General features: G+C 71.1%; 23 protein-coding genes. 18 read left to right on the top strand and 5 right to left on the bottom strand.

All coding sequences use genetic code 11. The annotated features are described in order from the left end of the window. Window positions 1–2: 2 nt before the first annotated feature. Window positions 3–1,865 (bottom strand): serine/threonine protein kinase, encoded by a 1,863-nt coding sequence (locus ACTOQ2_RS13635; protein WP_440099933.1) that lies wholly within the window; start codon window positions 1,863–1,865, stop codon window positions 3–5. Window positions 1,866–1,963: 98 nt separating this feature from the next. Continuing rightward, window positions 1,964–3,325: an FAD-binding oxidoreductase gene (locus ACTOQ2_RS13630; RefSeq protein WP_440099932.1), complete on the bottom strand. Its 1,362-nt coding sequence runs from the start codon at window positions 3,323–3,325 to the stop codon at window positions 1,964–1,966. 188 nt (window positions 3,326–3,513) lie between these two features. On the opposite strand from ACTOQ2_RS13630, the gene ACTOQ2_RS13625 reads away from it, so the two are divergent. From ACTOQ2_RS13625 to ACTOQ2_RS13615, 3 genes are all read left to right on the top strand, one after another. Beyond that, window positions 3,514–6,297 carry an immune inhibitor A domain-containing protein gene (locus ACTOQ2_RS13625; protein WP_440099931.1) on the top strand — a complete coding sequence of 928 codons (2,784 nt, stop codon included), beginning with the start codon at window positions 3,514–3,516 and terminating at the stop codon, window positions 6,295–6,297. 111 nt (window positions 6,298–6,408) lie between these two features. Beyond that, the gene (locus ACTOQ2_RS13620; RefSeq protein WP_440063651.1) at window positions 6,409–7,347 is read left to right on the top strand and encodes a diacylglycerol/lipid kinase family protein; all 939 of its coding nucleotides are present in this window, start codon (window positions 6,409–6,411) and stop codon (window positions 7,345–7,347) included. Window positions 7,348–7,505: 158 nt separating this feature from the next. Beyond that, the gene (locus tag ACTOQ2_RS13615; protein WP_440099930.1) at window positions 7,506–7,661 is read left to right on the top strand and encodes a hypothetical protein; all 156 of its coding nucleotides are present in this window, start codon (window positions 7,506–7,508) and stop codon (window positions 7,659–7,661) included. 97 nt (window positions 7,662–7,758) lie between these two features. Here the strand turns inward: ACTOQ2_RS13615 and mads6 are convergent, their stop codons facing one another. Beyond that, entirely contained in the window at window positions 7,759–9,447 is a 1,689-nt protein-coding gene (gene mads6, locus ACTOQ2_RS13610; protein WP_440099929.1) for a methylation-associated defense system protein kinase MAD6, read from the bottom strand. A gap of 305 nt (window positions 9,448–9,752) precedes the next feature. On the opposite strand from mads6, the gene ACTOQ2_RS13605 reads away from it, so the two are divergent. The 5 genes from ACTOQ2_RS13605 to ACTOQ2_RS13585 all read left to right on the top strand — a co-directional run bounded on the left by ACTOQ2_RS13605 (window position 9,753) and on the right by ACTOQ2_RS13585 (window position 13,256). Further along, complete coding sequence (locus ACTOQ2_RS13605) at window positions 9,753–10,151, top strand: phage holin family protein (RefSeq protein ID WP_440099928.1); 399 nt, start codon at window positions 9,753–9,755, stop codon at window positions 10,149–10,151. Then, entirely contained in the window at window positions 10,148–10,867 is a 720-nt protein-coding gene (locus ACTOQ2_RS13600; protein ID WP_440099927.1) for a DUF3618 domain-containing protein, read from the top strand. The genes ACTOQ2_RS13605 and ACTOQ2_RS13600 overlap by 4 nt, the downstream gene beginning before the upstream one ends. Continuing rightward, a complete protein-coding gene (locus ACTOQ2_RS13595) occupies window positions 10,868–11,875 on the top strand; it encodes a YihY/virulence factor BrkB family protein (protein WP_440099926.1) in 1,008 nt (335 codons plus the stop codon). Between the two features lie 301 nt (window positions 11,876–12,176). Then, window positions 12,177–12,752 (top strand): hypothetical protein, encoded by a 576-nt coding sequence (locus ACTOQ2_RS13590; RefSeq protein ID WP_440099925.1) that lies wholly within the window; start codon window positions 12,177–12,179, stop codon window positions 12,750–12,752. 36 nt (window positions 12,753–12,788) lie between these two features. After that, window positions 12,789–13,256 carry a VOC family protein gene (locus ACTOQ2_RS13585; RefSeq protein ID WP_440099924.1) on the top strand — a complete coding sequence of 156 codons (468 nt, stop codon included), beginning with the start codon at window positions 12,789–12,791 and terminating at the stop codon, window positions 13,254–13,256. 63 nt (window positions 13,257–13,319) lie between these two features. On the opposite strand, the gene ACTOQ2_RS13580 is transcribed toward ACTOQ2_RS13585, so the two are convergent. Further along, window positions 13,320–14,015, bottom strand: a complete 696-nt coding sequence (locus ACTOQ2_RS13580) for a TenA family protein (RefSeq protein WP_440099923.1) — start codon at window positions 14,013–14,015, stop codon at window positions 13,320–13,322. Window positions 14,016–14,180: 165 nt separating this feature from the next. Here ACTOQ2_RS13580 and ACTOQ2_RS13575 point away from each other — a divergent pair, with 165 nt between their 5' ends. The 10 genes from ACTOQ2_RS13575 (at window position 14,181) to ACTOQ2_RS13530 (ending at window position 24,618) form a co-directional block, all read left to right on the top strand. Further along, window positions 14,181–14,699, top strand: coding sequence for a MaoC family dehydratase (locus ACTOQ2_RS13575; protein WP_362693245.1), 519 nt, complete (start codon window positions 14,181–14,183; stop codon window positions 14,697–14,699). A 74-nt stretch (window positions 14,700–14,773) separates the two neighbouring features. After that, window positions 14,774–15,934 (top strand): acyl-CoA dehydrogenase family protein, encoded by a 1,161-nt coding sequence (locus tag ACTOQ2_RS13570; RefSeq protein WP_440099922.1) that lies wholly within the window; start codon window positions 14,774–14,776, stop codon window positions 15,932–15,934. Window positions 15,935–16,090: 156 nt separating this feature from the next. Next, a complete protein-coding gene (locus ACTOQ2_RS13565) occupies window positions 16,091–16,546 on the top strand; it encodes an HIT family protein (RefSeq protein ID WP_440099921.1) in 456 nt (151 codons plus the stop codon). Between the two features lie 303 nt (window positions 16,547–16,849). Next, window positions 16,850–18,046: a sensor histidine kinase gene (locus ACTOQ2_RS13560; protein WP_440063635.1), complete on the top strand. Its 1,197-nt coding sequence runs from the start codon at window positions 16,850–16,852 to the stop codon at window positions 18,044–18,046. 102 nt (window positions 18,047–18,148) lie between these two features. After that, window positions 18,149–18,910 carry a LytR/AlgR family response regulator transcription factor gene (locus tag ACTOQ2_RS13555; RefSeq protein ID WP_440063634.1) on the top strand — a complete coding sequence of 254 codons (762 nt, stop codon included), beginning with the start codon at window positions 18,149–18,151 and terminating at the stop codon, window positions 18,908–18,910. After that, window positions 18,907–19,431, top strand: coding sequence for a hypothetical protein (locus ACTOQ2_RS13550; protein WP_440099920.1), 525 nt, complete (start codon window positions 18,907–18,909; stop codon window positions 19,429–19,431). Before ACTOQ2_RS13555 ends, ACTOQ2_RS13550 begins: the two co-directional genes overlap by 4 nt. A gap of 151 nt (window positions 19,432–19,582) precedes the next feature. Next, a complete protein-coding gene (locus tag ACTOQ2_RS13545; protein WP_440099919.1) occupies window positions 19,583–21,082 on the top strand; it encodes a sodium/solute symporter in 1,500 nt (499 codons plus the stop codon). A gap of 243 nt (window positions 21,083–21,325) precedes the next feature. Further along, window positions 21,326–22,507 (top strand): MFS transporter, encoded by a 1,182-nt coding sequence (locus ACTOQ2_RS13540; protein ID WP_440099918.1) that lies wholly within the window; start codon window positions 21,326–21,328, stop codon window positions 22,505–22,507. Window positions 22,508–22,681: 174 nt separating this feature from the next. Next, the gene (locus ACTOQ2_RS13535; RefSeq protein ID WP_440063628.1) at window positions 22,682–23,011 is read left to right on the top strand and encodes a DUF485 domain-containing protein; all 330 of its coding nucleotides are present in this window, start codon (window positions 22,682–22,684) and stop codon (window positions 23,009–23,011) included. After that, window positions 23,008–24,618: a solute symporter family protein gene (locus ACTOQ2_RS13530; RefSeq protein WP_440099917.1), complete on the top strand. Its 1,611-nt coding sequence runs from the start codon at window positions 23,008–23,010 to the stop codon at window positions 24,616–24,618. Before ACTOQ2_RS13535 ends, ACTOQ2_RS13530 begins: the two co-directional genes overlap by 4 nt. Before the next feature lie 128 nt (window positions 24,619–24,746). On the opposite strand, the gene ACTOQ2_RS13525 is transcribed toward ACTOQ2_RS13530, so the two are convergent. Next, entirely contained in the window at window positions 24,747–25,670 is a 924-nt protein-coding gene (locus ACTOQ2_RS13525; protein ID WP_440099916.1) for an aldo/keto reductase, read from the bottom strand. Window positions 25,671–25,776: the final 106 nt, after the last annotated feature.

The raw sequence follows: 25,776 nt of genomic DNA, 5'->3' as shown, positions 1-25,776 counted from the left end.
GCTCAGCCGCAGTGGCTCCAGCCGCTCTTCCAGGTGATCGACCCGTACGAGCCGCCCCAGATGACGCACTTCTTGGCGGCGGGGAGCCGTACGGGGCCCGCGTAGGCGGTGAACCTGCCGGGGTCGCTCCTGGTGGAGCCGCCTTTCACCTTGAGGATCGCGTTCATCGCGATCTTGGAGGGGACCACGTACCTGGACTTGGTGACGACGCAGTTCCTGCCCTGGGCGGTGTTGTAGAGGAGATGGACGGTCGCCGCGCGGCCCAGGGCCTTGGAGCTGACCACCTTGTAGCCGCTGCCGCAGAGGCTGGTGGCCTTGTAGGGGTTGAGCTTCGGGCGCGGCTTGACGGTGGGCGTGGGCGTCGGCTTCGGGGACCACGAGGGCTTGGGAGTGCCGCTCGGCGGCGGGGTCGTCGGTATGACAATGATGGTCGTCGGCCCGGGGGTCCGCGAGGGGGATCCGCCGGGTCTCGGCGTCGGACTCTCCGTGGCGGGGTCCGGATTCCCGGCCGCCCTGGAGGACGGCTGCGAGGTGCGCCGGGACGGGTGCGGCGTGAGCGCGACGGCCGTCTCGGTCTCCTTCCGCGAGGCCGTCTCCGAGGGCCGGGCGGACTCCTCCAGGGCGTCGGGCGGGTCGTCGGGGACGAGCGTCGGCTCCTGGTCCGCGGCCTCCGACACGGTGGGAGTCGCCGCCGGCCGCGCCGCCGAGGCCTTGCCGTCGTCCTGGAGGAGCACCACGGCCCCGGCGGCCATGCCGAGCGCGGCCACCACCGCCACCCCGGCGAGCAGGAGTCCCACCGGCCGGGGTGCCTTCCTCTCGCCGGGCTTCTGACTGTTCTGCCGCGATCCGGCCTGTCCGGGCCCGCCCGCCGATGGTCTGGTCTGACCCTGCTCACCCTGCCCGCCCTGTCGCGCGGTCGTCCCGGGCATGGTCGCGGGACCGGCGCCGGACGTGGGACCGACGCCGGGTGCGGGACCGACGCCGGTACCGGGGCCGGGCACTGGGACGGAACCGGCACCGGGGAGGGGGAAGGCGGCCGGGCGCGGGACCGGGGTGGTGGGGCCCGAGCCCATCAGGTGGCTGACGAGCTGTTCGGCGGTGGGGCGCCGGGCCGGGTCCTTGGACAGGCAGGCCGCGATCAGGTCGCGCAGCGGCCCCTCCAGCGTGCCCAGTTCCGGCTGCGCGTTCAGGATCCGGTTGATCACGACGGCGATGGAGTCCTGGCCGAACGCGGGCGTGCCGGTCGCGGCGAACACCATCGTGACGCCCCAGGAGAACACGTCGGCCGCGGGCGTCACCTCGCCGGAGCCGAGCTGCTCGGGCGCGAGGTAGGACGGGGTCCCCATCGCCACCCCGGTCGCCGTCATCCCCGGCGAGTCCAGCGCCCTGGCGATGCCGAAGTCGATCACCACCGGGCCCTCGGGGCCCATCAGCACGTTGGCGGGCTTGAAGTCGCGGTGCAGGATGCCCGCGCGGTGGATCGCCGACAGCGCGGTGGCCGTACTGACGGCGAGGCGATCCAGGGAGGCGCCGCGCCGGGGCCCCTCCCGGTCGACCAGCAGGCGCAGGGACGGGCCCGGGACGTACTCGCTCACGATGTACGGACGGCTGCCGGCGAGGTCGGCGTGCAGCACGGCCGCGGTGCAGAACCGGGCCACCCGCTGCGCGACCGACACCTCGCGCAGGAAGCGGGCCCTGGCTTCGGGATCGCCGGTCAGCCCGTGGTGCAGGAGCTTGACGGCGACCTGTTCGCCCCCGGGCCCCCGCCCGAGGTAGACGATTCCCTGACCCCCCTCGCCGAGCCGTCCGATCAGCTCGAACGAGCCCAGACGCGGTGGATCCTCCTCGGTGAGTGGCCTTGTCACGATGGTCCCCCGAACAAACCCCGGAAAAATGCTTTATATGCGGCAGAACGCTACCAGCGTGAGCGGTGATGAAGATTCGTTCCGGCGGGGAAACCCGCTCAGATGGCCTTGCCGGGGTTGAGAATGCCGAGCGGGTCGAAGACCTTCTTGATCCCGTGGTGGATCTCCTCGGTCACAGGCCCGGTCTCCAGCGCCAGCCAGCGCCGCTTCAGCAGCCCGACGCCGTGCTCGCCGGTGAGCGTGCCGCCCATCTCCAGGGTCTCCCTGAAGAGCTCGTCGGCCGCCGCCCACACCCGCGGCGGCGGCTCGGTCAGGGCGTGGTCGAAGATGAAGACCGGGTGCAGGTTGCCGTCGCCCGCGTGGGCGACCGTGCTGATCAGCACGTCGTACTTGACCGCGATCTCCTCGATCTTCTCGATCATGTCCGGCAGCAGGGAACGCGGCACGCACACGTCCTCCACCAGGCACTTGCCCAGCCGCTCCTTGGCCTGGTAGGCCATCCGCCGGACCCCGATCAGCTCCTCGGCCTCCTGCGCCGACGACGACACCGCCACGAAGGCCGCGCCGTTGGCGGTGCAGAGCTCGGCCATCCGCTCGGAGACCGCGGGGCCGTCCGCCGCGTCCGACTGCGCGATCAGCATCGCCCGGGTCGACTCCTCCAGCCCGATGTTGCGCCAGTCGTCGATGGCCTTGAGCGTGTTGCGGTCGAGCATCTCCATCAGCGACGGCTGGCAGCCGGCCGCGATGATCGCCGAGACGGCGGCGGCGGCGTCCCTGAGGGAGGTGAACTCGGCCGCGATCGTCGCCGGGTAGACCGACGGGGCCCTGCGCAGCCGTACCGTCGCCGCGGTGATGACCCCGAGCGTCCCCTCGGAGCCGACGAACAGCCCGGTCAGGTCGTACCCCGTCACGCCCTTCACGGTGCGCCGGCCGGTGTTGATCACCCGCCCGTCCGCGAGCACGACCTCCAGGCCCATCGCCGAGTCGCGGGTCACGCCGTACTTCACGCACCGCAGCCCGCCCGCGTTGGTGGCCAGGTTGCCGCCGATGGTGGAGATCTCGTACGAGGAGGGGTCGGGGGCGTACATCAGCCCGTGCTCGCGGGCGGCCCGGTCCAGGTCGGCGGTGATGACGCCCGGCTCGACCACGGCCATCTCGTCGGCGGGGGACAGCTCCCTGATGGCCGCCATCTTGTGCAGCGCCAGCACGACGCATCCCTCGACGGCGGTCGCCCCGCCCGCCAGGCCGGTCCCGGCACCCCTGGGCACCACCGGCACCCGGTGCTCGGTGGCCCACCTCAGCACGGCGACGACGTCGTCCCTGGTGTGCGCCAGCACCACGGCGAGCGGTTTCCCCGGCTCCAGGAAGGTGCGGTCCCGCGCGTAGGAGTCGGTGACGTCGGGATCGGTCAGCACCTTCTCCGGTGCGAGCGCTGCGACGAGTTCGGAGATAGCGGTCACACGTTGGACTGTACGGCCTACGCCAACATGCCTTCTCCGGACAAAACGCACTTTATTGCAGTTTCGCAACATCATTTGGACTCTTGACTCTGGCTTTACCTTCTCGTCTAATCTCCCGGTTCGGCGCGCTCATACGGCGTGCCGATGAGCGGGACGCGTCCGGCCAACCCGGGCGCAGGGAAGGGGACATGTTGTCCGGCAGAGTCAGCAGAGGAGGCGCCGGCAGGCGTTTCCTCGCGATAGTCCCCGTGCTCGGCCTGGCCGTCACGGGACTGGCCGTGGGCGGTGCGTCGGCCGAGAGCGACACCTCGGTCGCGAGGTACCAGCCGACCGCGGCCGACTACTACATCAACTACGCGCCCCCCAGGGACGAGCCGGAGGTCGACGACCCGGCCGTGCCGTCGGCGAAGGCGCGCAAGGTCAGCCCGTCCAAGAAGATCGCCGAGAAGTACTCCGCGGGCAACCCCGTCGCCGCGCGGGTGCTGGCGGCCCGTGAGGCCCAGGCGATCAGGACGGGGACCAACCCGGCGGACTTCCTCTTCAAGAAGTCGAAGACCGTCAAGACGGCCAGGCTCCTCACGCTGCTGGTGGAGTTCAACGACAAGGCCAACGACGACTTCTCCGGTTTCTCCCGCCCGCTCGACGTGAACAGCGAGGACCCGGCCGAGTGCGTCACCGAGCCGGCGGGCACGCTGCTCAACGGCCCGCTGCACAACAAGATCCCCAACCCGGCCACGCTGTCCCACAAGGACAACAACAGCTTCTGGGTGCCCGACTTCAGCCCCGACCACTTCAACAAGATGCTCTACACCAAGCAGGGCATCACCCAGCGCGTCCGCACCGACCTGACCGACCCCCGGGACGGCCGCAAGGGCATCGACATCTCCGGCCACACCATGAAGAACATGTACGAGGAGATGTCCAAGGGCGCCTACACGGTCACCGGGCAGGCCAGCCCGTGGATCAAGGTCCCGCACTCCGAGGCCTACTACGGCGCGCGCGCCTGCGGCCAGCCGGTGCAGGACATGAGCGGCCACCCGGACAACCCGCTCGGGGCCGGCCAGCTCGCCATCGACGCGGTCAACACCCTGGTCGCCACCGACCCGGACTTCCCCTGGGCCGACTACGACATCGAGGACGTCGGTGACGCCGACGGCGACGGCAACTTCGCCGAGCCCGACGGCGTGGTCGACCACCTGGTCCTGGTCCACGCGGGCAAGGACAAGTCCTCCGACGGCGGCGCCGAGGGCACCTACGCGATCTGGGCGCACTCCAGCGCGGTGGCCGGCGGCTACCAGGTGCCCGGTGAGAACGTGAAGATCTCCAACTACATCGTGCAGCCCGAGGACTCCGGCGTCGGCGTCTTCGCGCACGAGTACGGCCACGACCTGGGCCTGCCGGACCTCTACGACACCAGCGGCCAGGCCTCCTCGGCCGTCGACTTCTGGGACCTCATGTCCAGCGGCTCGCACAGCGGCCCGATCTTCCAGTCGATGCCCACCCACATGAGCATCTGGAGCAAGTGGATCCTCGGCTGGGCCAACCCCAAGGTCTTCAACCCCGGCGACCGCGGCGGCCTGGTGACGATCGGCCAGGCCTCGCGCACGCCCAAGCTCACCCAGGACGGCGTCCGGGTGAACCTGACGAGCCCGCCGGTCACGATGGTCGAGCCGCACAGCGGCACCAAGACCCTCTGGTCCAACTTCGACCAGGAGTGGGCAGACGTCAAGATCGGCCGTGACGTCCAGGTGCCCGCAGGGACCGACCTGAAGTTCTGGATGTGGAACAACTACGAGATCGAGGAGGACTGGGACTACGGCTTCGTCGAGATCTCCACTGACGGCGGCACCACCTGGGCCCAGCAGAAGGTCTACACCGAGGGCGGCGCCCTGGTCTCCACCGGCGACGACTACGCCGACCCCAACAAGAACCTCGCCACGTTCGGCGACAAGAAGTACGGCCTCACCGGCAACACCGACGGCTGGCGGCACGACTACGTCGACCTCGCCCCGTTCGCCGGCACGACCGTCAAGCTGCGCCTGACCTACAACACCGACGCCGCCTTCACCCCGCGCGGCTGGCACGTCGACGACTTCGCGCTCACCAACGGCGCCGAGACCGTCTGGAGCGACGACCTGGAGAGCGGCGCCACCGGCTGGACGACCGGCCGCGGCACCTTCAACGGCACCACCGGCGCGGGCTGGGTCGTCAACGACGGCAAGCGCGAGGTCTCCCGGTTCTACCTGGCCGAGTGGCGCAACTTCGACGGGTTCGACAAGGGCCTGCAGTACACCTACACCACCAACTACTCGCGTGAGGGCGCGTGGAAGGTGGAGAAGGTCAAGTACAACGCCCCCGGCCTGCTCGTGTGGTTCCGCGACTCGAACTACACCAACAACTCGCTGGCCAACAACCTCGAACTGGCGCCGAGCATCGGTTCCAAGGGCAGCCTGCTCCTCGTCGACTCCCACTTCGACCCGCTGCGGCGGACCGGCGCGGCGGCAGAGAAGGACCCCACCACGCTCAAGAACATGAACGGCCGCGTGCAGACCTCGAACGCCGCCTTCTCCTTCTCCAAGACCTACCCCTTCACCGAGTGCTTCGAGGGGCCGGGCGAGCCCTTCAGCGAGTACTGCACCAAGGTGGCCGCGCAGAAGGGCGTCTCCGAGTTCACCGACGCCAAGACCTGGTACCCCGGGTTCGAGGCGCGCGGCACCAGCCTGTTCTACCGCGACTTCGACGCCTCCACGGTCGTCCCCTCCAAGGACGACCAGCCCTACAGCACCCGGATCGTCAACGCCGACGGCACCCCGGCCACCGAGCTGTACGGGACCGACATGGGCAACGGCCACGTCCTCGGCTCCGGCAACCCCGGTGACGAGGGCAAGGCGCTGGGCGTGAAGCTCAAGCTGGTCACCCCGTTCCCGGGCAACCTCGGCGCGATCGTGCAGGTCACCCCGCCCAAGAAGTAGATCACCCCGCCCAGCGGGCACATGAGGGCCCACGGGCCCCGGGGCCCCGCCGTCACCGACGGCGGGGCCCTACCATTTGAACGGGCAACCACCCGATCGGATAGGGGCAGCGTGGGAGAGCTTCGAAGCAAGGCCGAGCACACCGAGGCCATCCGGACCAAGGGCAGGGTCTGCGTGGTCGTCAACACGCGCTCGCGCCGGGGCCGGCGCCACTACCCCGCCGTGGTCCGCGCGCTGCGGGCCCAGGGGTTCGACTCGATCCGCTTCTTCCCGGTGGTCGACACCAAACGCCTGCGCGCCACCCTGGAGGAGGCCCTGGCCGACGAGCCCGACCTGCTCGTCGTGGGCGGCGGCGACGGCACGCTCAGCGCCGCCGTCAAGCACGTCGCCCACCGCGACGTCGCCCTGGGCGTGCTGCCCCTGGGCACCACCAACAACTTCGTCCGCAGCCTCGGCGTCCCCCTCGACCTCGCCGGAGCCATCCGGGTCCTGCGCACCGGGAAGGTCGCCGACATCGACCTGGGCGTCGCCGGAGACCGCGAGTTCGCCAACCTGGCCAGTTTCGGGGTCTCCGTGGAGGTGGCGGGCAAGGTGCGGCACGGGGTGAAGCGTCTCCTCGGTCGCGCGGCCTACCCGCTCACGGCCCTGACGATCCTCCCGGGCCACCAGCCGTTCCGGGCCTTCCTCACCGTGGACGGACGCCGCCACGAGTTGCTCACCCACCAGCTCAACATCGCCAACGGCCGCTTCCACGGCGGCTGGCAGGTCGCCAGGGACATCAGCATCGACAACGGCCGCCTGGTCGCGTACCAGCTCGGCTCGGGCAAGCGCCTGCGCCTGCTGCTGGAGACCATGGTCCGCGCCGGCAGCGGCCGCTGGCGCAGCCTGGCGGGAGGCCCTTTCGTGGTGGGGCGCGAGATGTACCTGGAGACCGACCCGCCGATGGCCGCCGACGTCGACGGCGAGGTCCGCCTGATGACCCCCATCATGATCCGCACCGTCCCCAATGGCCTGCGGGTGATGGTCCCCGACGATTTCGTCGACTCCTGAGCCCGATGCGGCCCGGAGGAGCCCGGGGGAGCCCGGGGGAGCCCGGGGGAGCCCGGGGGAGCCCGGTGCGGCCCCGGGGAGCCGGGTGCCGTGGTGATCGTGGTGATTGGAACCGGTCTCAGCGGGTAGTCGGAGGTTTCCGACAGATGGAGGACACCATGGCATCGCTGATGGATCGGGTTCGAAACTATCTGCGCACCCCGCAGGGACAGCGGCACATGGAGAAGGCCAAGACGTTGGCCCGCGACCCGCGTAACCAGCAGAAGCTGCGCGGGCTCCTCGCCCGCTTCCGGGGCGGCCGCACCCGCCACTGACGCCGCCGTCCGGCGGCGCGCCAGGGCCCCGGCCGAGGGCCAGGGCCCGGCCCCCGCACGGCCGTCGGCCGGTTCGCCTCTTTTCTATGGTGAATCTTTACGGCTGTTTTCCGGTGATACGCCGGAATCTCGTCCTGAGCCTGTCGAGCAGCGGCTCCGGTGCCGGTAGGCCCTTCCGGTGCTCGTCCTCGTACCGCGCGGGTGCCTGCGGGCCGGCCTCCCGCGGGTGGTGTTCCGGCCCGCGATCCTCCGGCCGTCCGGTGTCCGCCACGACGGCGCCCGCCGTGGCGGGAATCTCGGGAATCTCAGGGATCTCAGGGACGCCGGGGAACTCGGGGACGACCTCCCGAAGGGCCGGAACCTGAGGGTGGCCGAGGTGCCGCGGCCGAAGGTCCTGGGTCCGAAGGTCCGCCACGGCGGGCTCCGGCGGGCGGGGCCGCCGTATCCGCCGCAGGTCGGCCAGAGCCTCGGCCGCGCCGGGACGCTTGTTCGTCGCGTGGTCGCGCATCCGCCGCAGCAGGTCCATGACCTCCACGGGGACCTCCACCGGCGCCTCGCCGGAGGCGGGCTCGGCGTCGGGGGTGACCGGGGGAAGCCTCCCAGTAAGCAGCCGGAAGGCGATCACCCCGGCCGCGTACACGTCGGAGGCCGCCGTCATCCGCTCCGGCATGGCCTGGCACTCGGGGGCCGCGTAATGGGTGTCGAGGACGTTGGGCAGCTCGTTGGCCACGGTGTGCGCGCGGGGGCCCGGCTTGGCGTAGTCGAACCCGGTGAGCATGGCCCGGCCCTCCTCGGTCACCAGCACGCACGCGGGGCTGAGCGCCCGGTGGATCACGTTGTTGGCGTGCACGTGGGCCAGGCCCAGAAGCATGTCCTCCACCACGTCCAGCCGGGCGGCGGTGGAGAGCGTGGAGGTGGGGGCGGTGAGGTGCAGGTGCAGCGCCTGGCCGTGCACGTCGTCGAGGACCAGCACGAACCGGCTCTCGTCGTCGATGGCGAAGAAGTCGCGGGCCCGCACCACGCACGGGTGCGGGGGAATCCTGGTGAGGGCCTGGTAGGCGTTGGTGATCAGCCGTCGCTCGGCCGCCCTCGGTTCCTCCTCGGCCAGCGGGTCGGCCCGGTAGACGCGCAGCAGGACCGTCTCGCTGCCCGGGACCGTCGCGTTGATCGCGCGGTACTCGGTGACCCGGTTGTCGCCGCCCAGCTGTTCCTCCACCACCCAGCTGCCGAAGCGCGGCGGCGCCGTGGAGCGCCGCACGCTCCCGTTGAGCGCCTCGATGATCGCGGTGCCGTACGGCGCGGTGTCGGTGGTGTGGCCGCGCCTGACGCGGGAGGCGTCGCCCAGCGTGCCGATCAGCCCGGCGAGGTCGGTGACGTGCCGCGAGTCGCGGCCGGCGGGGTCGACCAGCTCCGCGTCGGTCCCGGTGAGCACCACGAGGCTGTCGACGTAGACCCGGTCCAGCTCGCGGCGCTCCTGGGTGAGCAGGCCCTTGAGCGCGCGCCCGTTGCCGCGCAGCTTGGCGACGGGGGAGCCGAACGCCTCCCGCCGCTGCGGGAACCAGCGGGTTCCCGCGACCTCGATCCGGCCGCGGGTGCCCTTGACGTCGATGACGCAGAGCGAGTGACCGGTCAGGACGATCACGTCCACCTCGAAGGTGTCGTCCCCGCGGGGCACCTCGATGTTGTGCAGCAGCAGCCAATCGTCCGGGGCGTTGTCTCGCAGATGCGCGATGACCCGTCGCTCGGCGTCGTTGACCGGGCTTCCGCCGCCGACGATCTGTGCCATCTCTAGCGTGCCGCCTTTCTGATCGCGCTCATCGTGCCACGCACCATCCCAAGAGGCTCATCTTCGCCCGTACCTCTACTTTTCCACCACTGGGACACGCGGGCCTCCCTACGATCATGGCGTAGTCCCGGCCGTGAGGCGTGATCGACGTGTCCCGCGCTCCAGGAACGCCCGGTCCCGCCGCGGCCGATGCCCCGGGTGCCGCCGGTGAGCACCCGCGTCCCCCTGTGATCATCGCAGCCAGACCCATGTTTGCCGGGGGAGGAGAGGGTAGACGTCCTTTCCTGTAGGGGAGGAGGCAGCCCATGACCAACACCAAGGAATCACTGCCGACGTCCGAGCTGATCCGGCAGATGTCGGAGCAGGTCTCGCGTCTCGTCAAGGACGAGCTGCGCCTGGCCAAGGCCGAGCTGACGGAGAAGGGCAAGCACGCGGGAATCGGCGTGGGGTTGTTCGGCGGGGCGGGAGTGGTGGCCCTGTTCGGGGCCGGTGCCCTGGTCGCCGCGGTGATCCTGCTTCTCGCGCGGGTCATGCCCCCGTGGGCGGCGGCCGCGCTCGTGGGCGGGGTGCTGCTGGTCGTGGCCGGCGCGCTCGGGTTCTTCGGCAAGCGCCAGGTCGCCGAGGCCGCCCCGCCGACCCCCGAACGGACCATCGAGAGCGTCAAGGACGACATCGACGCGGTGAAAGAGAGGGCGCACCGATGACTGAGACAGACCCGGGCGGACCCGAGCGGCCCCAGGCCGTGGCCGGAACCACCGGATCCCGCAGGAAGGGCGTCGACGAGCCGGTGACGCCGGACGAGAGCGGATCGCTGAACATCCCGCCGAACCAGCCGGACGGCACGCCCCGCGAGGACCTCGGCGTCACCGAGTCCGAGCGTGACGGCACGCCCAGGCTTCCGGAGGGCGCGGCGCTCGCCGCCGCCGCCCCGGACACCGCGGCGACGACCACCCCGTACGCCAACACCGGTGCCACCGGCGGCGGCGCGGCAGGGGGCGGCAAGACCGTCGGAGACGACGGGAACGACACGGAGAACGTGCGGCGGGACATCGAGGACGCCCGCCGCGAACTGGGCGACACAGTGGAGGCACTGGTGCACAAGACCGACGTCAAGGGCCGCTTGCAGGAGACCGCCGCTCAGGTGGGCGACGACCTGCGCAAGGCGGGGGCGGCGACCGCCACCACGGCCACCGAGATGGTGGAGCGGGTCAAGGTGGCCGCTCCCGAGATGGTCGGGCGGGTGAGGGAGGCGGCCCCCGAGGTCGTCGGCCGGGTCAAGGAAGTGACTCCCGTCGAGATCAAGGACGCGGCGAACAGGGTCACGACCGAGGCGGGCAAGCGCCCGGTGGTGACGATCGCGGCGATCGCCGCGCTCGTCCTGGTCGTCCTCCGCGTGCTGCGGCGAGGCAAGAAGAAGTAGATGACCGGCAGCACCGGCAGGGCCGCCCCCGGCGATTCGCGGGGGCGGCTCGCCCTTGTCCCCGAGACTCCCTCGGAACTGCCCAGGAGGGCATGGTGGGGGGTCCTCAGACGGACCGTCCTGGAGTTCCAGCGGGACGGCCTGCCCGACTGGGCCGCGGCCCTCACCTACTACGCGGTGCTGTCTATCTTCCCCGGTTTGATCGTGCTGGTGTCCGTGCTCGGACTGGTCGGCCAGGACGTGATCTCCACGATCCTGGTCCAGGTCGCGGCGCTCGCCCCCGGCGACGTCACGCAACTGGTGAAGGACCAGGTCGACCAGGTGCGCGGCAGCGGCGGCACGAGGGGTCTCCTGGCGATCGTCGGCCTGCTGGTGGCGCTCTGGTCGGCCTCCGGCTACATCGCCGCCTTCGTCAGGGCCGGAAACGCGATCTACGACATCCGGGAGGGACGCCCCCTGTGGAAGCTGACCCCGCTCAGGGTCGGGCTGACGCTGGTGGTCGTCGTCCTGATGGCCGCCGCGGCGGTGGCCGTCACCTTCACGGGAAGGCTCGCCGAGCTGGCGGGCGAGGCCCTGGGAGTCGGGCAGACCGCGGTCACCGTCTGGGGGTACGCCAAGTGGCCGGTCCTGGTGCTGATCGCCGCGGGCCTGGTGATGCTGCTCTACTGGGCCGCGCCCAACGTCCGCCAGCCGGGATTCCGCTGGATCAGCCCCGGCGGGCTGCTGGCGGTGCTGCTCTGGGTCGTCGTCTCCGCCGGGTTCGCGGCCTACGTCGCCAACTTCGGCTCCTACGACAAGACCTACGGCACGCTCGGCGCCGTCGCGGTGTTCCTGATCTGGCTGTGGCTGTCCAACATGGCGATCCTGCTGGGCGCCGAGTTCGACGCCGAGCTCATGCGGGAACGCCAGATCGCCGGAGGCCATCCGCCCGAGAGCGAGCCGTACGCCGAGCCCAGGGACGAGGCGAAGGAGGAGGACGACCCCCTTCCCGGTCCCGGCGAACGCTGACCGGGCGCCGGTGGAACGGGGAGGTCACCGGAGATCCGGCCGATGCCTGTGCGCGCAAGCGAGCCAAACTCATGTCTGTCGGGGTAATCTGACCGTTTCCGGGTGGGCGGCGGACCCCCTCCTCTCCGCCCACCCGGGCCTTCCCGCGACCGATGTCCCCGCCAGGTATCCGTTTGCGGCCCGGAAGGGCGAACTATGCTGATCTCGGACGCGCGCGGGACCGCGCGCATGTAGCGTTCTCGGGCAGGACACGATGTCCTCGGGCAGGACACGATTCTCGGGGCAGGACACAGGAGGTCTCATGCGCCGTGCTCTCGGGGTCGCCGCGGGCCTCGCCCTCATCGCGGCCGCCCTGTCCCCGCTGCCGCAGGCCCAGGCCAGTTGTGTCACCGCCGCCAGGAAGTGCCAGGGCGAGCCGCTGATCGGCATCGAGCTGACGGCCGGGGCCGCGCCGCGCCCCGATTCGCAGGGCCGGGTCTCCTACACCCTCGACTACTCCATGATCTGGACCCCCTCCTTCGCCCCCTACTGGGGCGCCTTCTGGGTGGGGGGCCGCTTCCCCGAGGGCGCGCGGGGCCCCACCCGGGCGGTGCTGCTCGACGGCGCCGGCGCGCGGATCTCCGTCCTGCGCTGCCGCGAGCGCTCCGACGGCGTCTGGTGTGCCGCCGGAAGCCACCTCCCGCACCGGGGGCGGATCGTCTTCACGGCCCGCCTAGCGCCCGGCACCGAGGCCAGGGCCGTGGCCAGGCTCGGCTTCGACAGCTTCGAGGGGCTCGACCGGGAGGAGTCCGAGCGCGGTCTCAGCCGGACGCAGGCGCGGGAGAGATTCTGCGAGCACCGTTTCACCACGACCGTCACGACGACGCAGGCACCCTGAGGAGTCACGACGACGCAGGCACCCTGAGGAGACGAGTTGAACGCCGTACTGACCGGTGTGCACCACCTCAAGATCTGGGTGAGCGACCTGGAGCGGAGCCGTTCCTGGTACGAACGGGTCCTGGGGCTGGAGCACCACACCAGCTTCCAGGACGAGGACGGCGTGATCAGGGGCATGAGCTTCACGGTCCCCGGCGCGGCCTTCCAGATCGCGCTGCGTGAGAACCCCGACCTGGCCAGGGTGCTCTTCGACGCCGACCCCTTCGCGCTCCAGGTCACCCGTGAGGGGCTCGACGACTGGGTCGCCCGCCTCGACCGTCTCGGCGTCCCGCACAGCCCGGTCTTCCGGGCCTCGGCGGGTCACGCGATGGGCTTCGCCGACCCCGACGGCGTCCAGATCCGCCTGTACGCCCCTGACGAGGAGGTCCACGCCGCCCAGGTGGGCGCCGGAGGCGTCTACCAGGGCCAGGCACCCGCCCCCGCCCCCGAGCGGGACCAGGACTGAAGGGTCCCACCCCGGAGGCGGAGGCGGGCGACCGCCCGGCGTGCCCGGTTCGGGGGCGAGGGGTCAGGAACCGGCGGCCATGTCGAAGAAGCGCAGCTCCAGCCGTACGGCGCGGCGGAAGAAGTCGAGCACGCGCAGCCGCCCCTCCTCGTCCAGCCCGGGACCCAGCCGGTCCAGCTCGTCGCGCAGGAAGTGCACCCAGGCGCGGAAGGCCGGGCCCTCGTGCAGCTCGATCCACTCGCGGTGCACGAAGTTGTCGGGAAGCGGCTCCTCGGCGCGGGAGGCCCAGCCGAGATAGGACCATTCGGCCACGCACAGCACCGCCAGGACGAGCGGGTAGTCCAGGCTGGTCCTGGCCTCGTCCATCAGGGCGCGGAAGTCCACCGTGACCGGCTCCAGCTCCGGGGAGGTCATCTCGGCGGGGGTGGCGCCGAGGGCGGCGAGGGCCCGGTGGAAGTACGTCAGCTCCTCGGTGGTGGCGATCTCGCCCAGGAACTGGCCGAACGGCACCCGCGACTCGAAGCTGTCCGCGCAGGCCACGGCCGCCCCGAGCAGGGCGGTGAAGGAGTCGACGAACTGGAAGTCCTGGACCAGGTAGCGGCGCATGTCGTCGTCGGGGACGTCACCCCGGGTGATCGAGGCGGCGAACGGGTGGCTCACCACCGCCGTCCACTCCGGCTCGCTCAGAGAGCGCATCCACTCGCTGAAGGCGGGATCGACGGCACTCACGCGCCACTCGTCGTAGGGAATCTGCTCCACGGGGCCTCTTCTCGCGATCTCGGCATCTCGGCATCTCGATCAGCGTGAATGCTAGCCCCGCCGACCCGGCCGTGTAGGCCTACCCGGAAACGGCACGGAGCAGGTCGTTGACCGCCGAAACACCGGACGATTAGCGTCGAGGTCCCGGCGTCCAGGGGAGAGACCGTGACCGTGCACGAACCCGGCCTCGGCCGGTACTACGAGGACTTCGTCGTCGGCGACGTCTACCAGCACCCGCTCGGCCGCACGATCAGCGAGGCCGACAACACCTGGTTCACCCTGCTGACGATGAACACCAACCAGAACCACTTCAACGCCCACTTCGCCGAGCGCGCCCCGGTCGGGAAGATCATCGTCAACTCCGGCCTGTCCGTGGCGATCGTGCTCGGCATCTCGGTGATCGACGTCAGCCAGACCGCCCTGATGAACCTCGGCTGGGACGAGATCAGGCTGACCCACCCGGTCTTCCTGGGCGACACCCTGTACGCGGAGTCGATCGTGCTGGACAAGCGGGAGTCGCGGTCGCGGCCCTACGCCGGGATCGTCACCTGCAAGACCCGCGGCCTCAACCAGGACGGCGACGAGGTCATGTCCTGGCGCCGCGCGGTGATGGTCTACCGCCGCGACGCGCCGCAGGACAAGAATTACTTCCCACGGGCCAGGACCGGTCCGCTCACCCCCTGACGGCCGTGCCCCTCCGGCGAGCCCGGACCGGCCCGCCCACCCCCTGAGGACCGCTTCGCGGAAAGGACCCCGTGATGGACTTCGAGCTCGACGAGGAGCAGCAGCTGTTCCGCCGGACCCTGCGGGAGTTCGTCGACAAGGAGATCGTGCCGGTCGCCTCCGAGTGGGAACGGGCCGGCCGCTACCCCACGGAGATCGTCGAGGGCTTCAAGGAGATGGGGCTGTTCGGGATCACGATCCCCGAGGAGTACGGCGGGCTCGCCCTGGACCGGGTGTCGTTCGCCCTGGTCTTCGAGGAGATCGCCCGCGGATGGATGGGCGTGGCCGGGGTGCTCGGCTCGCACTCCCTGGCCGCCTGGATGATCGCCAGGTACGGCACCGAGGAGCAGAAGGACGCCTACCTGCCGGCCCTGGCCACCGGCGCCCGCCGTACCGGCATCGCGCTGACCGAGCCCGCGGCGGGCACCGACCTGCAGGGCATCCAGACGCGGGCCGTACGCGACGGCGACCACTACGTGATCAACGGCACCAAGACGTGGATCACCAACGCCAGGCACGCCGATCCGATGCCCGTCCTGGTCAAGACCTCCGTCACCGACCCCGCGCACCGCGGCATGTCCCTGCTCCTCGTCGAGGCCGGAACCCCCGGGTACACCGTCAGCCGCGACCTGCCCAAGCTCGGTTACAAGGGCACCGAGACCTGTGAGATCGTGCTGCAGGACGTGCGCGTCCCGGTGTCGGCGCTGCTCGGCGGGACCGAGGGGCGGGGCATGCAGCAGGCCCTGTCGGCCCTGGAGCTCGGCCGGATCAACATCGCCGCCCGCGCGGTCGGCCTGTCCCAGTGCGCCTACGACGCCGCGCTGAGCTACTCGCGCGAGCGCCACGCCTTCGGGCAGCCGATCGCCGGTTTCCAGGCCATCCAGCTCAAGCTCGCCGACATGGCCACCGACATCCAGGCGGCCCGGCTGCTGACCTACTGGGCGGCGGTCCGCTCCGAGAGCGGCGCGGTGAACTCCGAGGCCGCGATGGCCAAGTACTTCGCCTCCGAGGTCGCGCTGCGCGCCACCACGGAGGCGATGCGGATCCACGGTGGCTACGGCTACTCGCAGGAGTTCGTCCTCGAACGCCTCTACCGGGACGCGCCCCTGATGGCCATCGGCGAGGGCACCAACGACATCCAGCGGATGGTCATCGCGAGGTCCCTCATCTCGGGCGCGGCCAAGCTCGGCTGGTGACGCCCAGTGACGCCCAGTGACGCCCAGTGACGCTCGGTGACACCGGGTGACCCCCGGCGATGCCCGCCGATGCCCGGTGACGCCTTGACGAGACGGTCCCGCTCCGGCGCCGCCGGGGGATCGTGCGGGCCGCCCGGCGTCTCCTATCCTGACGTGATGCCGGTTTCCGAAGTGGTGCCAGGTGAGGGCTGTCTGTTCTGTGCCATCGCGGCCGGGGAGCGACCGGCCCACGTCGTCCTCTCCGACGGCGTGGCCGCCGCCTTCCTGGACACGCGGCCGGTCTTCAAGGGCCACGTCCTCGTGGTCCCGCGGACCCACGCCGAGACGCTGGCCGACCTGCCGGTCGCGATGGTCGGCCCGTTCTTCGAGCGCGTCCGCGCCCTCTCCGCCGCCGTCGAGCGGGGCCTGGAGGCGGCCGGTACGTTCGTCGCGATGAACAACCGGATCAGCCAGAGCGTCCCGCACCTGCACACCCACATCGTTCCCCGCAACCGCAAGGACGGCCTGCGCGGCTTCTTCTGGCCCCGTACGAAATACGAGGACCCCGCCGAGGCCGAGTCCTACGCCCGCCGCATCCGCGAGGCACTGCCGGCGGGGACCGAGCGGCCCTGAGAGCCGCCCCGCGCGCGTTCCCGCACCGGCTGCCAGGCGGGCATGGGGCTCGGCGGGGCTCGGCGGTGCTCGGCGGTGCTCGGCGATGAGCGTCCGGCCGTCTCCGGCCGCGGGGAAGGCGGCGGGCGGACCCGCGCGGCCGGAAGGGCGGCGCATCATCTTGATCTACAACGTAAAGGGGTCGGGCCGGGTGCTCACCTCGTACCGCATGGAAGATCCTGTTCAACCCTGTTCCGATGTGGAGGGAGGGTGTGATCCCGATGGGTGAGGCGCGGGCGTGGCCGGGCGTATAAGGTCCGGAGCGTGGAACCCCTCGTTGCCGTGTTGCTGGTCGCCGCCCTGGTCGGCGTACCCGCCCTGGTGCTGTGGCGGGTGCTGCGCGGGCGCAGGGAGCTGGGCAGCAGCCCTGCGGAGCGGGCCACGTTCGAGACCCTGCACACCGCCTCCCTGGCCGCGCCGCCGCTGCGGGCGGGGCTGACCGAGGCGGGGGCGCAGAAGGCGTCCCGCTATCTTCGGGAGCTGCTGGGCTCCCCGGCGCTGGCGATCACGGACGAGGAGCGGCTGCTGGTCTACGACGGCGAGGGCGACCATCACGCCCGCGAGGCGTTCGCCCACGCCGCCAAGACGCTCGCCGGGGGCCGGACCCGGGTCCTGGGCCCCGAGGTCGTCTCGTGCGAGCTTCCCGAGTGCCCGATCAGGTTCGCCGTGGTGGTGCCGCTCACCACCGACGGCAGGGTGGTGGGCTCCCTCGCCTCGTACGGCGGGCACGCCTCGGCGGGTCTGGTCAGGGCCGCCCACGAGGTCGCGAACTGGGTCGACTCGCAGCTGGAGCTGGCCGAGCTGGACCGGTCGAGAACGCGTCTGATGGAGGCCGAGGTCCGGGCGCTGCGCGCGCAGATCTCCCCGCACTTCATCTACAACTCGTTGACGACCATCGCCAGCTTCGTCCGTTCCGACCCCGACCGGTCCCGCGAGTTGCTGCTGGAGTTCGCCGACTTCACCCGGTACTCCTTCCGGCGGCACGGGGAGTTCACCACGCTGGCGGAGGAGCTGCGTTCCATCGACCGCTACCTCACCTTGGAGCGGGCCCGCTTCGGCGATCAGCTCCAGGTGACGCTGCGCATCGCCCCCGAGGTGCTCGCGGTCGCGGTGCCGTTCCTGTGCCTGCAGCCCCTGGTGGAGAACGCGGTCCAGCACGGGCTGGAGAGCAAGCCCGGGGTCGGGCGCATCTCGATCGTCGCCGAGGACGCCGGGGCCGAGTGCCGGATCAGCGTGGAGGACGACGGCGTCGGCATGGAGCCCGACCGCCTGCGCCGCATCCTGGCCGGTGACGCCGACGAGCGCTCGGGGGCCGGGGGAGTGGGGCTGGTCAACGTGGACGAGCGGTTGCGCCAGGTCTACGGTGACGAGTACGGCCTGGTGGCGGAGACGGCCAAGGGGGCGGGAACGAAGGTCAGCGTCCGCCTGCCCAAGTACCATCCGGGTGTCTCCGCCCGTTGAGCCCACGCCTGGCCCGGACCTTCCCCTACCGAAAAGTTGACAGGCGATGTCTGATTCATCACCCTCTAGAAATTCCCTCGTGAACGATCTGGAGGAGTGACCGTGACCGGCCTGCGCGTCCTTGCGGTGGACGACGAGCTTCCCGCGCTGGAGGACCTGGCCTACCTGCTCCGGGACGACCCCCGTATCGAAGAGGTCTCCCTGGCCAGGGACGGGGCCGCCGCGCTGCGCGTCCTGGATCGGGCGATCGCCGACGGGCGGCCGATCGACGCGGTCTTCCTCGACATCCGGATGCGCGGCCTGGACGGGGTGGTGCTCGGCCGGTTGCTCTCGCAGTTCGCCAACCCGCCGCGGGTGGTCTTCGTGACGGCCTACGAGGAGCACGCGGTCGACGCCTTCGAGATCAAGGCCGAGGACTATCTGCTCAAGCCGGTACGGCCGGAGCGGCTGGCCGAGGCGATCCGCAGGGTGTTCGTCTCCGCGGAGCTGCCGGAGAGCGAGGGGGCGGGCCGCGCCGACCCCGACACCATTCCGGTGGAGCTCGGCGGTGTCACCCGGTTCGTGGCCAGTACCGAGGTCCGGTACGTGGAGGCGCAGGGCGACTACGCCCGCCTGCACACCGCGGGGGGCAGCCACCTCGTGCGCATCTCGCTGGCCACGCTGGAGGAGCGCTGGGCCTCCGCGGGGTTCGTACGGGTGCATCGCAGCCATCTGGTCGCGGTCAAGCACATCGACGAGCTGCACATCGACTCGGGCCGGTGCGTGGTCCGCATCGGCGAGACCGAGATCCCGGTCAGCCGCCGCCACACCCGCGAGCTGCGCGACCTCCTGGTTCGCAGGGCGCGCAGGGGCAGGTCCGAATGAGCCGTGACCCCGAGCCCGGTGAGGGGGCCGAGCCGCGCCGGTGGATCGCCGACCGGTCGCGCAGGGATGCCGAGCGGACGCGTAAGGACGCCGAGCGGACGCGCAGGGACGCCGACCGGTCGCGCAGGGATGCCGAGCGGTCGCGCAGGGATGAGCGTCCGCGGCGCGAGGTGGTGACCAGCCCCCGCACGATGGCGCCTCGCCACCCCCGGTACCCGGTCACCCGCGAGATCGACGAGCAGACCCGTCTGGGCGAGGTGTACATGCGCTCGCTGGTCCGTACCCAGTTCCGCCTGGCCCTGTTCGTCTGCACGGTGCTGGGGTGCGTGGTGGCGGGGCTGCCCCTGATGTTCCTGCTGGTGCCGGAGCTGCACGCGGTCCACGTACTGGGGATCCCGCTGCCCTGGGCGGTGCTGGGCGGTCTGATCTACCCGGCGTTCGTGGTCGGCGCCTGGCTCTATGTCCGGCAGGCGGAACGCAACGAGCGGCACTTCGCCGAACTGGTGGACAGGGCCCGTTGACCAGGCGACGGACCGTCCCGGGGCCGGAGCCCGAGATCTTCCGGCCGGAACCTGAGGTCTCCGCGGCGGGAGACGTCACGGGAGGCGTCAAAGAGGACGGCAGGGGCGACGGCAGGGGAGGCGGCATGGGGGACGTCGGGGGAGGCGTCGGATGAGCACCGCGTACGGTGTGACGGCGGTCGTGCTGGTGGTGCTGGCGGCGGTGCTGATCGGCGCGTTCGGGATCAGGCTGTCGCGGACCACCTCCGACTTCTACGTCGCCTCCCGCACGGTCTCCCCGTTGTGGAACGCCTCCGCCATCGGCGGGGAGTACCTGTCGGCCGCGAGTTTCCTGGGCATCGCCGGGCTGATCCTCACCTACGGCGCCGACATGCTGTGGCTGCCGGTCGGCTGGACGGGCGGCTATCTGGTGCTGCTGGTGCTGGTCTCCGCGCCGCTGCGCCGCTCGGGCGCGTACACGCTGCCCGACTTCGCCGAGGCGCGGCTGGAGTCGATGGCGGTGCGGCGGATGGCCGGGGTGCTGGTCGTGCTGATCGGCTGGCTGTACCTGATGCCGCAGTTCCAGAGCGCGGGCCTGGTCCTGCGGGCCATCACCGGGGCTCCCGAATGGGCGGGGGGCCTGCTGGTGGCGGCCGTGGTCGCGGTGAACGTCATGTCCGGCGGCATGCGGTCGATCACGTTCGTGCAGGCCTTCCAGTACTGGCTGAAGCTCACCGCCCTGGCCGTGCCGCTGGTGTTCCTGCTGCTGGCGTGGCGCGACGGCGGCTCGCCGGGGCTGAGCGCGCAGGACGCGGCCACGTGGGCGCTGCCGCTGTCGACCGGCAGGGAGTACGGCCTCTACTCGACCTACTCGCTGATCCTGGCCACGTTTTTGGGCACGATGGGGCTGCCGCACGTGCTGGTCCGCTTCTACACCAATCCCGACGGCCGGGCGGCGCGCCGTACGACGCTGGTGGTCCTGTCGCTGCTCGGCGCCTTCTACCTGCTGCCGGCGGTGTACGGCGCGCTGGGCCGGATCTACGTCCCTGAGCTGGAGGGCAGTGACACGGTGGTCCTGTCGCTGCCGGGGCGGCTGATCGGCGGCGTGGCCGGGGATCTGCTGACGGCGCTGGTGACGGCCGGGGCGTTCGCGGCGTTTTTGTCGACCTCCTCGGGGCTGACGGTCTCGGTCGCCGGGGTCATCGGGCAGGACATCCTCAAGGGCGGGGTGCGGTCGTTCCGGGCGGCGGCGGTGCTGGCGGTGATCGTTCCGCTGGGGCTGGCGGCCTTCGCCCGCTCGCTGCCGGTCGCCGACGTCGTCGGCCTGGCGTTCGCGGTGGCGGCCTCCTCCTTCTGCCCGTTGCTGGTGCTGGGCATCTGGTGGCGGCGGCTCACCCCCGCCGGCGCGATGGCCGGGCTGCTCGCCGGTGGCGGCCTGGCCTGCGGTGCGGTGCTGATGACGATCGGCGGGGGGCCGCACACCGGCCTGGTCGGTGCTCTGCTGGCCCAGCCCGCCGCGTGGACGGTGCCGATCGCCTTCCTCGTCATGGTGGTTGTCTCGTTGCTGACGCCGGGGCGCATCCCGCCGAACGTGGCGCGCACGATGGTGCGCCTGCACACCCCCGAGATCCTCAATCTGGACCGGGGTGACTGGCGGCCCCGGTCCTCTTGACGGCTCCGGCGAGCTGTGACGGAATGACGCTTATGGGCCGATATTTCGGTTGTTCTGACTAGGTTTGTTACTCGCCGGTTCCGGTGATGAGGCGCTCGCCGAGGTCGGTGACGCCCCTGCCGTGCTACCCGGGAGCCGGGTGGCACCTCGGCCCGCCGTGCCGCGCGGGAGCCGGTCGGAGCCTCGGCCCGCCGCCGTGCCGCGCGGGAGCCGGCCGGCACACCGGTGCGCCGGTCAGCGGTGATGCCGGAGGTCCTGCGCCGGCCCCGGTTCCGGCTCGTCTACTTCGGGATGGCCGTCAGCCTGCTGGGCGACGCCTCGCTGCTGCTGGTACCCGGGATCCTGGCCAAGAGTCTCACCGGCTCCGACGCCGCGGCCGGGCTGACCCTGTTCTTCTTCATCCTGCCCCTGTGCTTCTCGCCCCTCTTCGGATACCTGATCGACCGGGTGGACCGCAGGAGGCTCCTGATCGTCACCTGCGTGCTGTCGGGCGTCTCGCTCGCCCCGCTGGTCGCGGTCACCGGGCCGGACACGGTCTGGCTGATCTACCCGGTGTCCGCGGCCATGGGCTGCTCGTACGCGGTGATCTTCTCCGCGCTCGGCGGGCTGCTCAAGGCCATCCTGCCCGAGCACCTGCTGGCCGAGGCCAACGGGGCCCTGCAGACCACCCGGCAGGGACTGCGCCTGTTCGGGCCGCTGCTGGGCGTGGCCGTCTACACCACCTTCGGGCTCGGGGCGCTCGTGCTGTTCGACATGATCACTTTCCTGGTCGCCGCGGGGGTCTTCGCGATGCTCCCCGCGCCGGAGCCCCTTGCGCGCGTCTCGCCGGCCCCTTCGGGGCGCTGGCGCGAGGAGTTCTGGGCCGGGGCCCGCTACCTCTCCGCCGAACCGACGCTGCGCCGCGCGACCGTGGCGCTCTGCCTGATGTGCTCGGTGGCAGGGGCCGCCGAATCGCTGATCTTCGCGGTCATCGAGCACGGTCTCGCCAGATCGCCGGAGTTCACCGCGTTCACCTCGACCGTGATGGGCCTCGGCGCGATCGCCGGGGGGCTGCGCAGCTCCACGGTGATCGCGCGCCGGGGCGAGCTGTTCGCGATCGGCACGGGCATCGGCCTGTACGGCGTGGCGGTCCTGTGCTGGGTGATCCCCGCGGAGACGGTCGTGCTGGGGGCGATGATGGTGGCGGGCGCCGGGCTGACCCTGGAGGGGGTGGCCAGGACGACCCTGGTGCAGCGCCGCAGCCCGGCTCACCTCGTCGGCCGGGTCTCCACCGCCCTGGAGTCGCTCACCGGGTTCACCCAGCTGCTGTCCCTGCTCGGCGGCGCCGTGCTGGTGTCGCTCGTCGACTACCGCCTGCTGCTGGCGGTGGTCGGCCTGACGGTCTGCTGTGCCGGCGTTTACGCCCTGCGGGGCGGGCCGTGGTGAGATCGGGCTCCTGCGGGAACCGTTCGTCGTACGAGACGGACCTTTCACCGCAAGCCCGGTCCAACTGAACGCGACGCGGCGGCGCCTCGGCGAAGAGAGCGCGTGCGGGTCTCCTCCAGGGGTAGCGTCCACCCCTACGTTGTCCGTGATCCAGATCACATTTTGGGAGGTCCTGTGACCGCCAGGCAACATGATTCGTCGGTCTACGAAGAAATTCAGACCGACGCACGATTCCAGGAGTTGAAGAGGCGTTTCCGGGCCTGGGCGTTCCCGATGACCGCGGCGTTCCTCGCCTGGTACCTGCTGTACGTCGTCCTGTCCGCCTGGGGGCGCGACTTCATGGGCACGAAGCTTTTCGGCAACATCAACGTGGCGCTGATCTTCGGTCTGCTCCAGTTCGTGTCGACGTTCGGCATCGCCTGGGCCTACTCCCGTTTCGCCGAGAAGAAGCTTGACCCGCTGGCCGACGAGATCCGCCACGGAGTCGAGGGGAAGACCGAATGAGCCACCAGACCCTCTCCACGATCCTGTTCCTGCTCTTCGTCGCGGGAACGCTGGGCATCACCTTCTGGGCCAGCCGCAACACCAAGGACGCCACCGACTACTACGCCGGTGGCCGGTCCTTCAGCGGCGTGCAGAACGGCCTCGCCATCGGCGGCGACTACATGTCGGCCGCGAGCTTCCTGGGCATCGCCGGAATCATCGCCCTGTCGGGCTACGACGGCTTCCTGTACTCGATCGGCTTCCTGGTCGCCTGGCTGGTGGCGCTGCTGCTGGTCGCCGAGCTGATGCGTAACTCCGGCAAGTTCACCATGGCCGACGTGCTGGCCTTCCGGATGAGCCCCCGCCCGGTCCGCACGGCGGCGGGCGTCTCCACCATCACGGTGTCGATCTTCTACCTGCTGGCCCAGATGGTCGGCGCGGGCGCGCTGGTCGGCCTGCTGCTCGGCGTCACCTCGCCGACGGGCAAGGCGCTCACGATCGTCGGCGTCGGCATCCTGATGATCGTCTACGTGGTCGTCGGCGGCATGAAGGGCACCACCTGGGTGCAGATCGTCAAGGCCGTGCTGCTCATGGGCGGCGCGACCCTGGTCACCCTGCTGGTGCTCGGCCACTACGGCTTCAACCTGTCGGGCCTGCTCGGCGAGGCCGCCACCCAGAGCGGCAAGGGCGCGGCCTTCCTGGAGCCGGGCCTGAAGTACGGCACCGAGGCGCAGGGCCTCGCGGGCAAGATCGACCTGATCAGCCTGGGCCTGGCGCTGGTCCTCGGCACCGCCGGCCTGCCGCACATCCTGATCCGCTTCTACACGGTCCCCACCGCGAGGGAGGCCCGCAAGTCGGTCCTTTGGGGCATCGGCATCATCGGCACCTTCTACCTGCTCACCCTCGTGCTCGGCTTCGGCGCGGCGGCCCTGGTCGGCGGCAAGGCGATCGTGGCGCAGGACAAGGCGGGCAACACGGCGGCGCCGATGCTCGCCGAGGCGGTCGGCAAGGCCATCTTCGGCGACGTGGGCGGCACCGTCCTGCTGGCCATCATCGCGGCGGTCGCCTTCGCCACGATCCTGGCGGTCGTCGCCGGCCTGACGCTGGCGTCGAGCTCCTCCTTCGCCCACGACCTGTACGCGCACGTGTTCAAGCGCGGCAACGTCACCGACAAGGAGGAGGTCCTGGTCGCCAGGATCTCGGCCTTCGTCATCGGCGCGGTCGCCATCGGGCTCGGCATCCTCGCCCAGGGGCAGAACGTGGCCTTCCTGGTCGCGCTCGCCTTCGCCGTGGCGGCCTCGGGCAACCTGCCCGCGATCCTCTACAGCCTGTTCTGGAAGAAGTTCAACACGGCGGGCGCGGTCTCGGCCATCTACGGAGGCCTGGTCTCCGCGCTGGTCCTGGTGATCTTCTCGCCGGTCGTCTCGGGCAGCGCCACCGCGCTGTTCCCCGACGCGAACTTCGCCTGGTTCCCGCTGAGCAACCCCGGCATCGTCTCGATCCCGATCGGCTTCCTGGCCGGGTTCATCGGTGCCCGCCTCAGCAAGGAGTACAGCGCGGAGAAGTACGCGGAGATCGAGGTCCGCTCGCTCACCGGCATCGGTGCCGAGAAGGCCACCCCGCACTAAACCCCTACTGTGCCCCCCCGTACTGTGACCCCCCGTACGAACCGTGTGCGGAAGTGCGGGGACCCGGGGCCCGGCCGCGTCGCGGCCGGGCCCCGTCGTCATGCGCGCCCGGCGGGCTCCGGCCGTCCCTAGCGGGAGGCCTCGTCCAGCAGGGCCAGCTCGTCCCGCGACAGCGTCATGTCGGCGACCGCGAGCAGCGGCCGGAGCTGCTCGACGTTGCGGGCGCTGGCGATCGGCGCGGCCACCGTGGGCTGGGCGGCCAGCCAGGCGAGCGCGACGGTGGCCGGCACGGCGCCGTGGGAGGCGGCCACCTTGTCCAGGGCGTCGAGCACCCGCGGGCCGCGCTCCGTCTCCAGGTATCTCGCCGCCTGGCCCGCGCGCGGGCTGTCCACCGTGGTCCCCGGCCGGTACTTGCCGGTCAGGAAGCCGCAGGCCAGGCCGAAGTACGGGGTGCTGGTCAGCCCCGCCTCGACCACCACGTCGCGCAGCGCCCCCTCGTAGTCACGCTCGAGCAGGTTGTAGTGCTGCTGCAGCACCCCGTACCGCGCCAGGCCGGCCTCCTCGGAGATCGACAGCGCCTCCGCGAGCCGTTCGGCGCTGTAGTTGGAGGCGCCGATGTTGCGTACCTTGCCCTCGGTGACCAGCTCGTCGAACGCGCCGAGGGTCTCCTCCAGGGGGGTGGCCGCGTCGTCGACGTGGGCCCAGTACAGGTCGATGTAGTCCGTGCGGAGCCGCCGGAGCGAGTCCTCGGCCGCCGCGCGGATGTTGGCCGCCGACAGCCCGGTGCGACCGCTCAGCGAGCCCACTTTGGTCGCCACCACGATCCGGTCGCGGTTGCGGCGAGAGGCCATCCACTCGCCGATCACGGTCTCCGACTCCCCGCCGGCGTGCCCGGGAGCCCACGCGGAGTAGACGTCCGCGGTGTCGACGAGGTTTCCGCCCGCCTCGGCGTAGGCGTCCAGGACGGCGAACGAGTCGTCCCGGTCGGCGGTCCAGCCGAATACGTTGCCACCGAGGCAGAGAGGGAACAGGTTCAGCTCAGAAAAGCTCATGGGCCAACTCTATTTCTTGACCAATCGCGCGGTTGCGGGACATCGGCGGTGATTCTCCAGGAGGCGTCCCCGCCCCCCGTCCGGCCCTTCTCCGGGAAGCACCCCC

The sequence above is a fragment of the Streptosporangium sp. H16 genome (assembly GCF_051918855.1).
Classification (GTDB): Bacteria; Actinomycetota; Actinomycetes; order Streptosporangiales; family Streptosporangiaceae; genus Streptosporangium.
Note: the sequence above shows the minus strand (reverse complement) of the source record. Positions and strands in the feature narration are given on the sequence as shown.

Excerpts from the sequence above, each read along its gene's own strand:
- ACTOQ2_RS13625 (WP_440099931.1), top strand. The coding sequence starts at position 3,514 with ATGTTGTCCGGCAGAGTCAGCAGAGGAGGCGCCGGCAGGCGTTTCCTC.
- ACTOQ2_RS13615 (WP_440099930.1), top strand. The coding sequence starts at position 7,506 with ATGGCATCGCTGATGGATCGGGTTCGAAACTATCTGCGCACCCCGCAG.
- mads6 (WP_440099929.1), bottom strand. The coding sequence starts at position 9,447 with ATGGCACAGATCGTCGGCGGCGGAAGCCCGGTCAACGACGCCGAGCGA.
- ACTOQ2_RS13605 (WP_440099928.1), top strand. The coding sequence starts at position 9,753 with ATGACCAACACCAAGGAATCACTGCCGACGTCCGAGCTGATCCGGCAG.
- ACTOQ2_RS13600 (WP_440099927.1), top strand. The coding sequence starts at position 10,148 with ATGACTGAGACAGACCCGGGCGGACCCGAGCGGCCCCAGGCCGTGGCC.
- ACTOQ2_RS13595 (WP_440099926.1), top strand. The coding sequence starts at position 10,868 with ATGACCGGCAGCACCGGCAGGGCCGCCCCCGGCGATTCGCGGGGGCGG.
- ACTOQ2_RS13590 (WP_440099925.1), top strand. The coding sequence starts at position 12,177 with ATGCGCCGTGCTCTCGGGGTCGCCGCGGGCCTCGCCCTCATCGCGGCC.
- ACTOQ2_RS13570 (WP_440099922.1), top strand. The coding sequence starts at position 14,774 with ATGGACTTCGAGCTCGACGAGGAGCAGCAGCTGTTCCGCCGGACCCTG.
- ACTOQ2_RS13565 (WP_440099921.1), top strand. The coding sequence starts at position 16,091 with ATGCCGGTTTCCGAAGTGGTGCCAGGTGAGGGCTGTCTGTTCTGTGCC.
- ACTOQ2_RS13550 (WP_440099920.1), top strand. The coding sequence starts at position 18,907 with ATGAGCCGTGACCCCGAGCCCGGTGAGGGGGCCGAGCCGCGCCGGTGG.
- ACTOQ2_RS13545 (WP_440099919.1), top strand. The coding sequence starts at position 19,583 with ATGAGCACCGCGTACGGTGTGACGGCGGTCGTGCTGGTGGTGCTGGCG.
- ACTOQ2_RS13540 (WP_440099918.1), top strand. The coding sequence starts at position 21,326 with ATGCCGGAGGTCCTGCGCCGGCCCCGGTTCCGGCTCGTCTACTTCGGG.
- ACTOQ2_RS13530 (WP_440099917.1), top strand. The coding sequence starts at position 23,008 with ATGAGCCACCAGACCCTCTCCACGATCCTGTTCCTGCTCTTCGTCGCG.
- ACTOQ2_RS13525 (WP_440099916.1), bottom strand. The coding sequence starts at position 25,670 with ATGAGCTTTTCTGAGCTGAACCTGTTCCCTCTCTGCCTCGGTGGCAAC.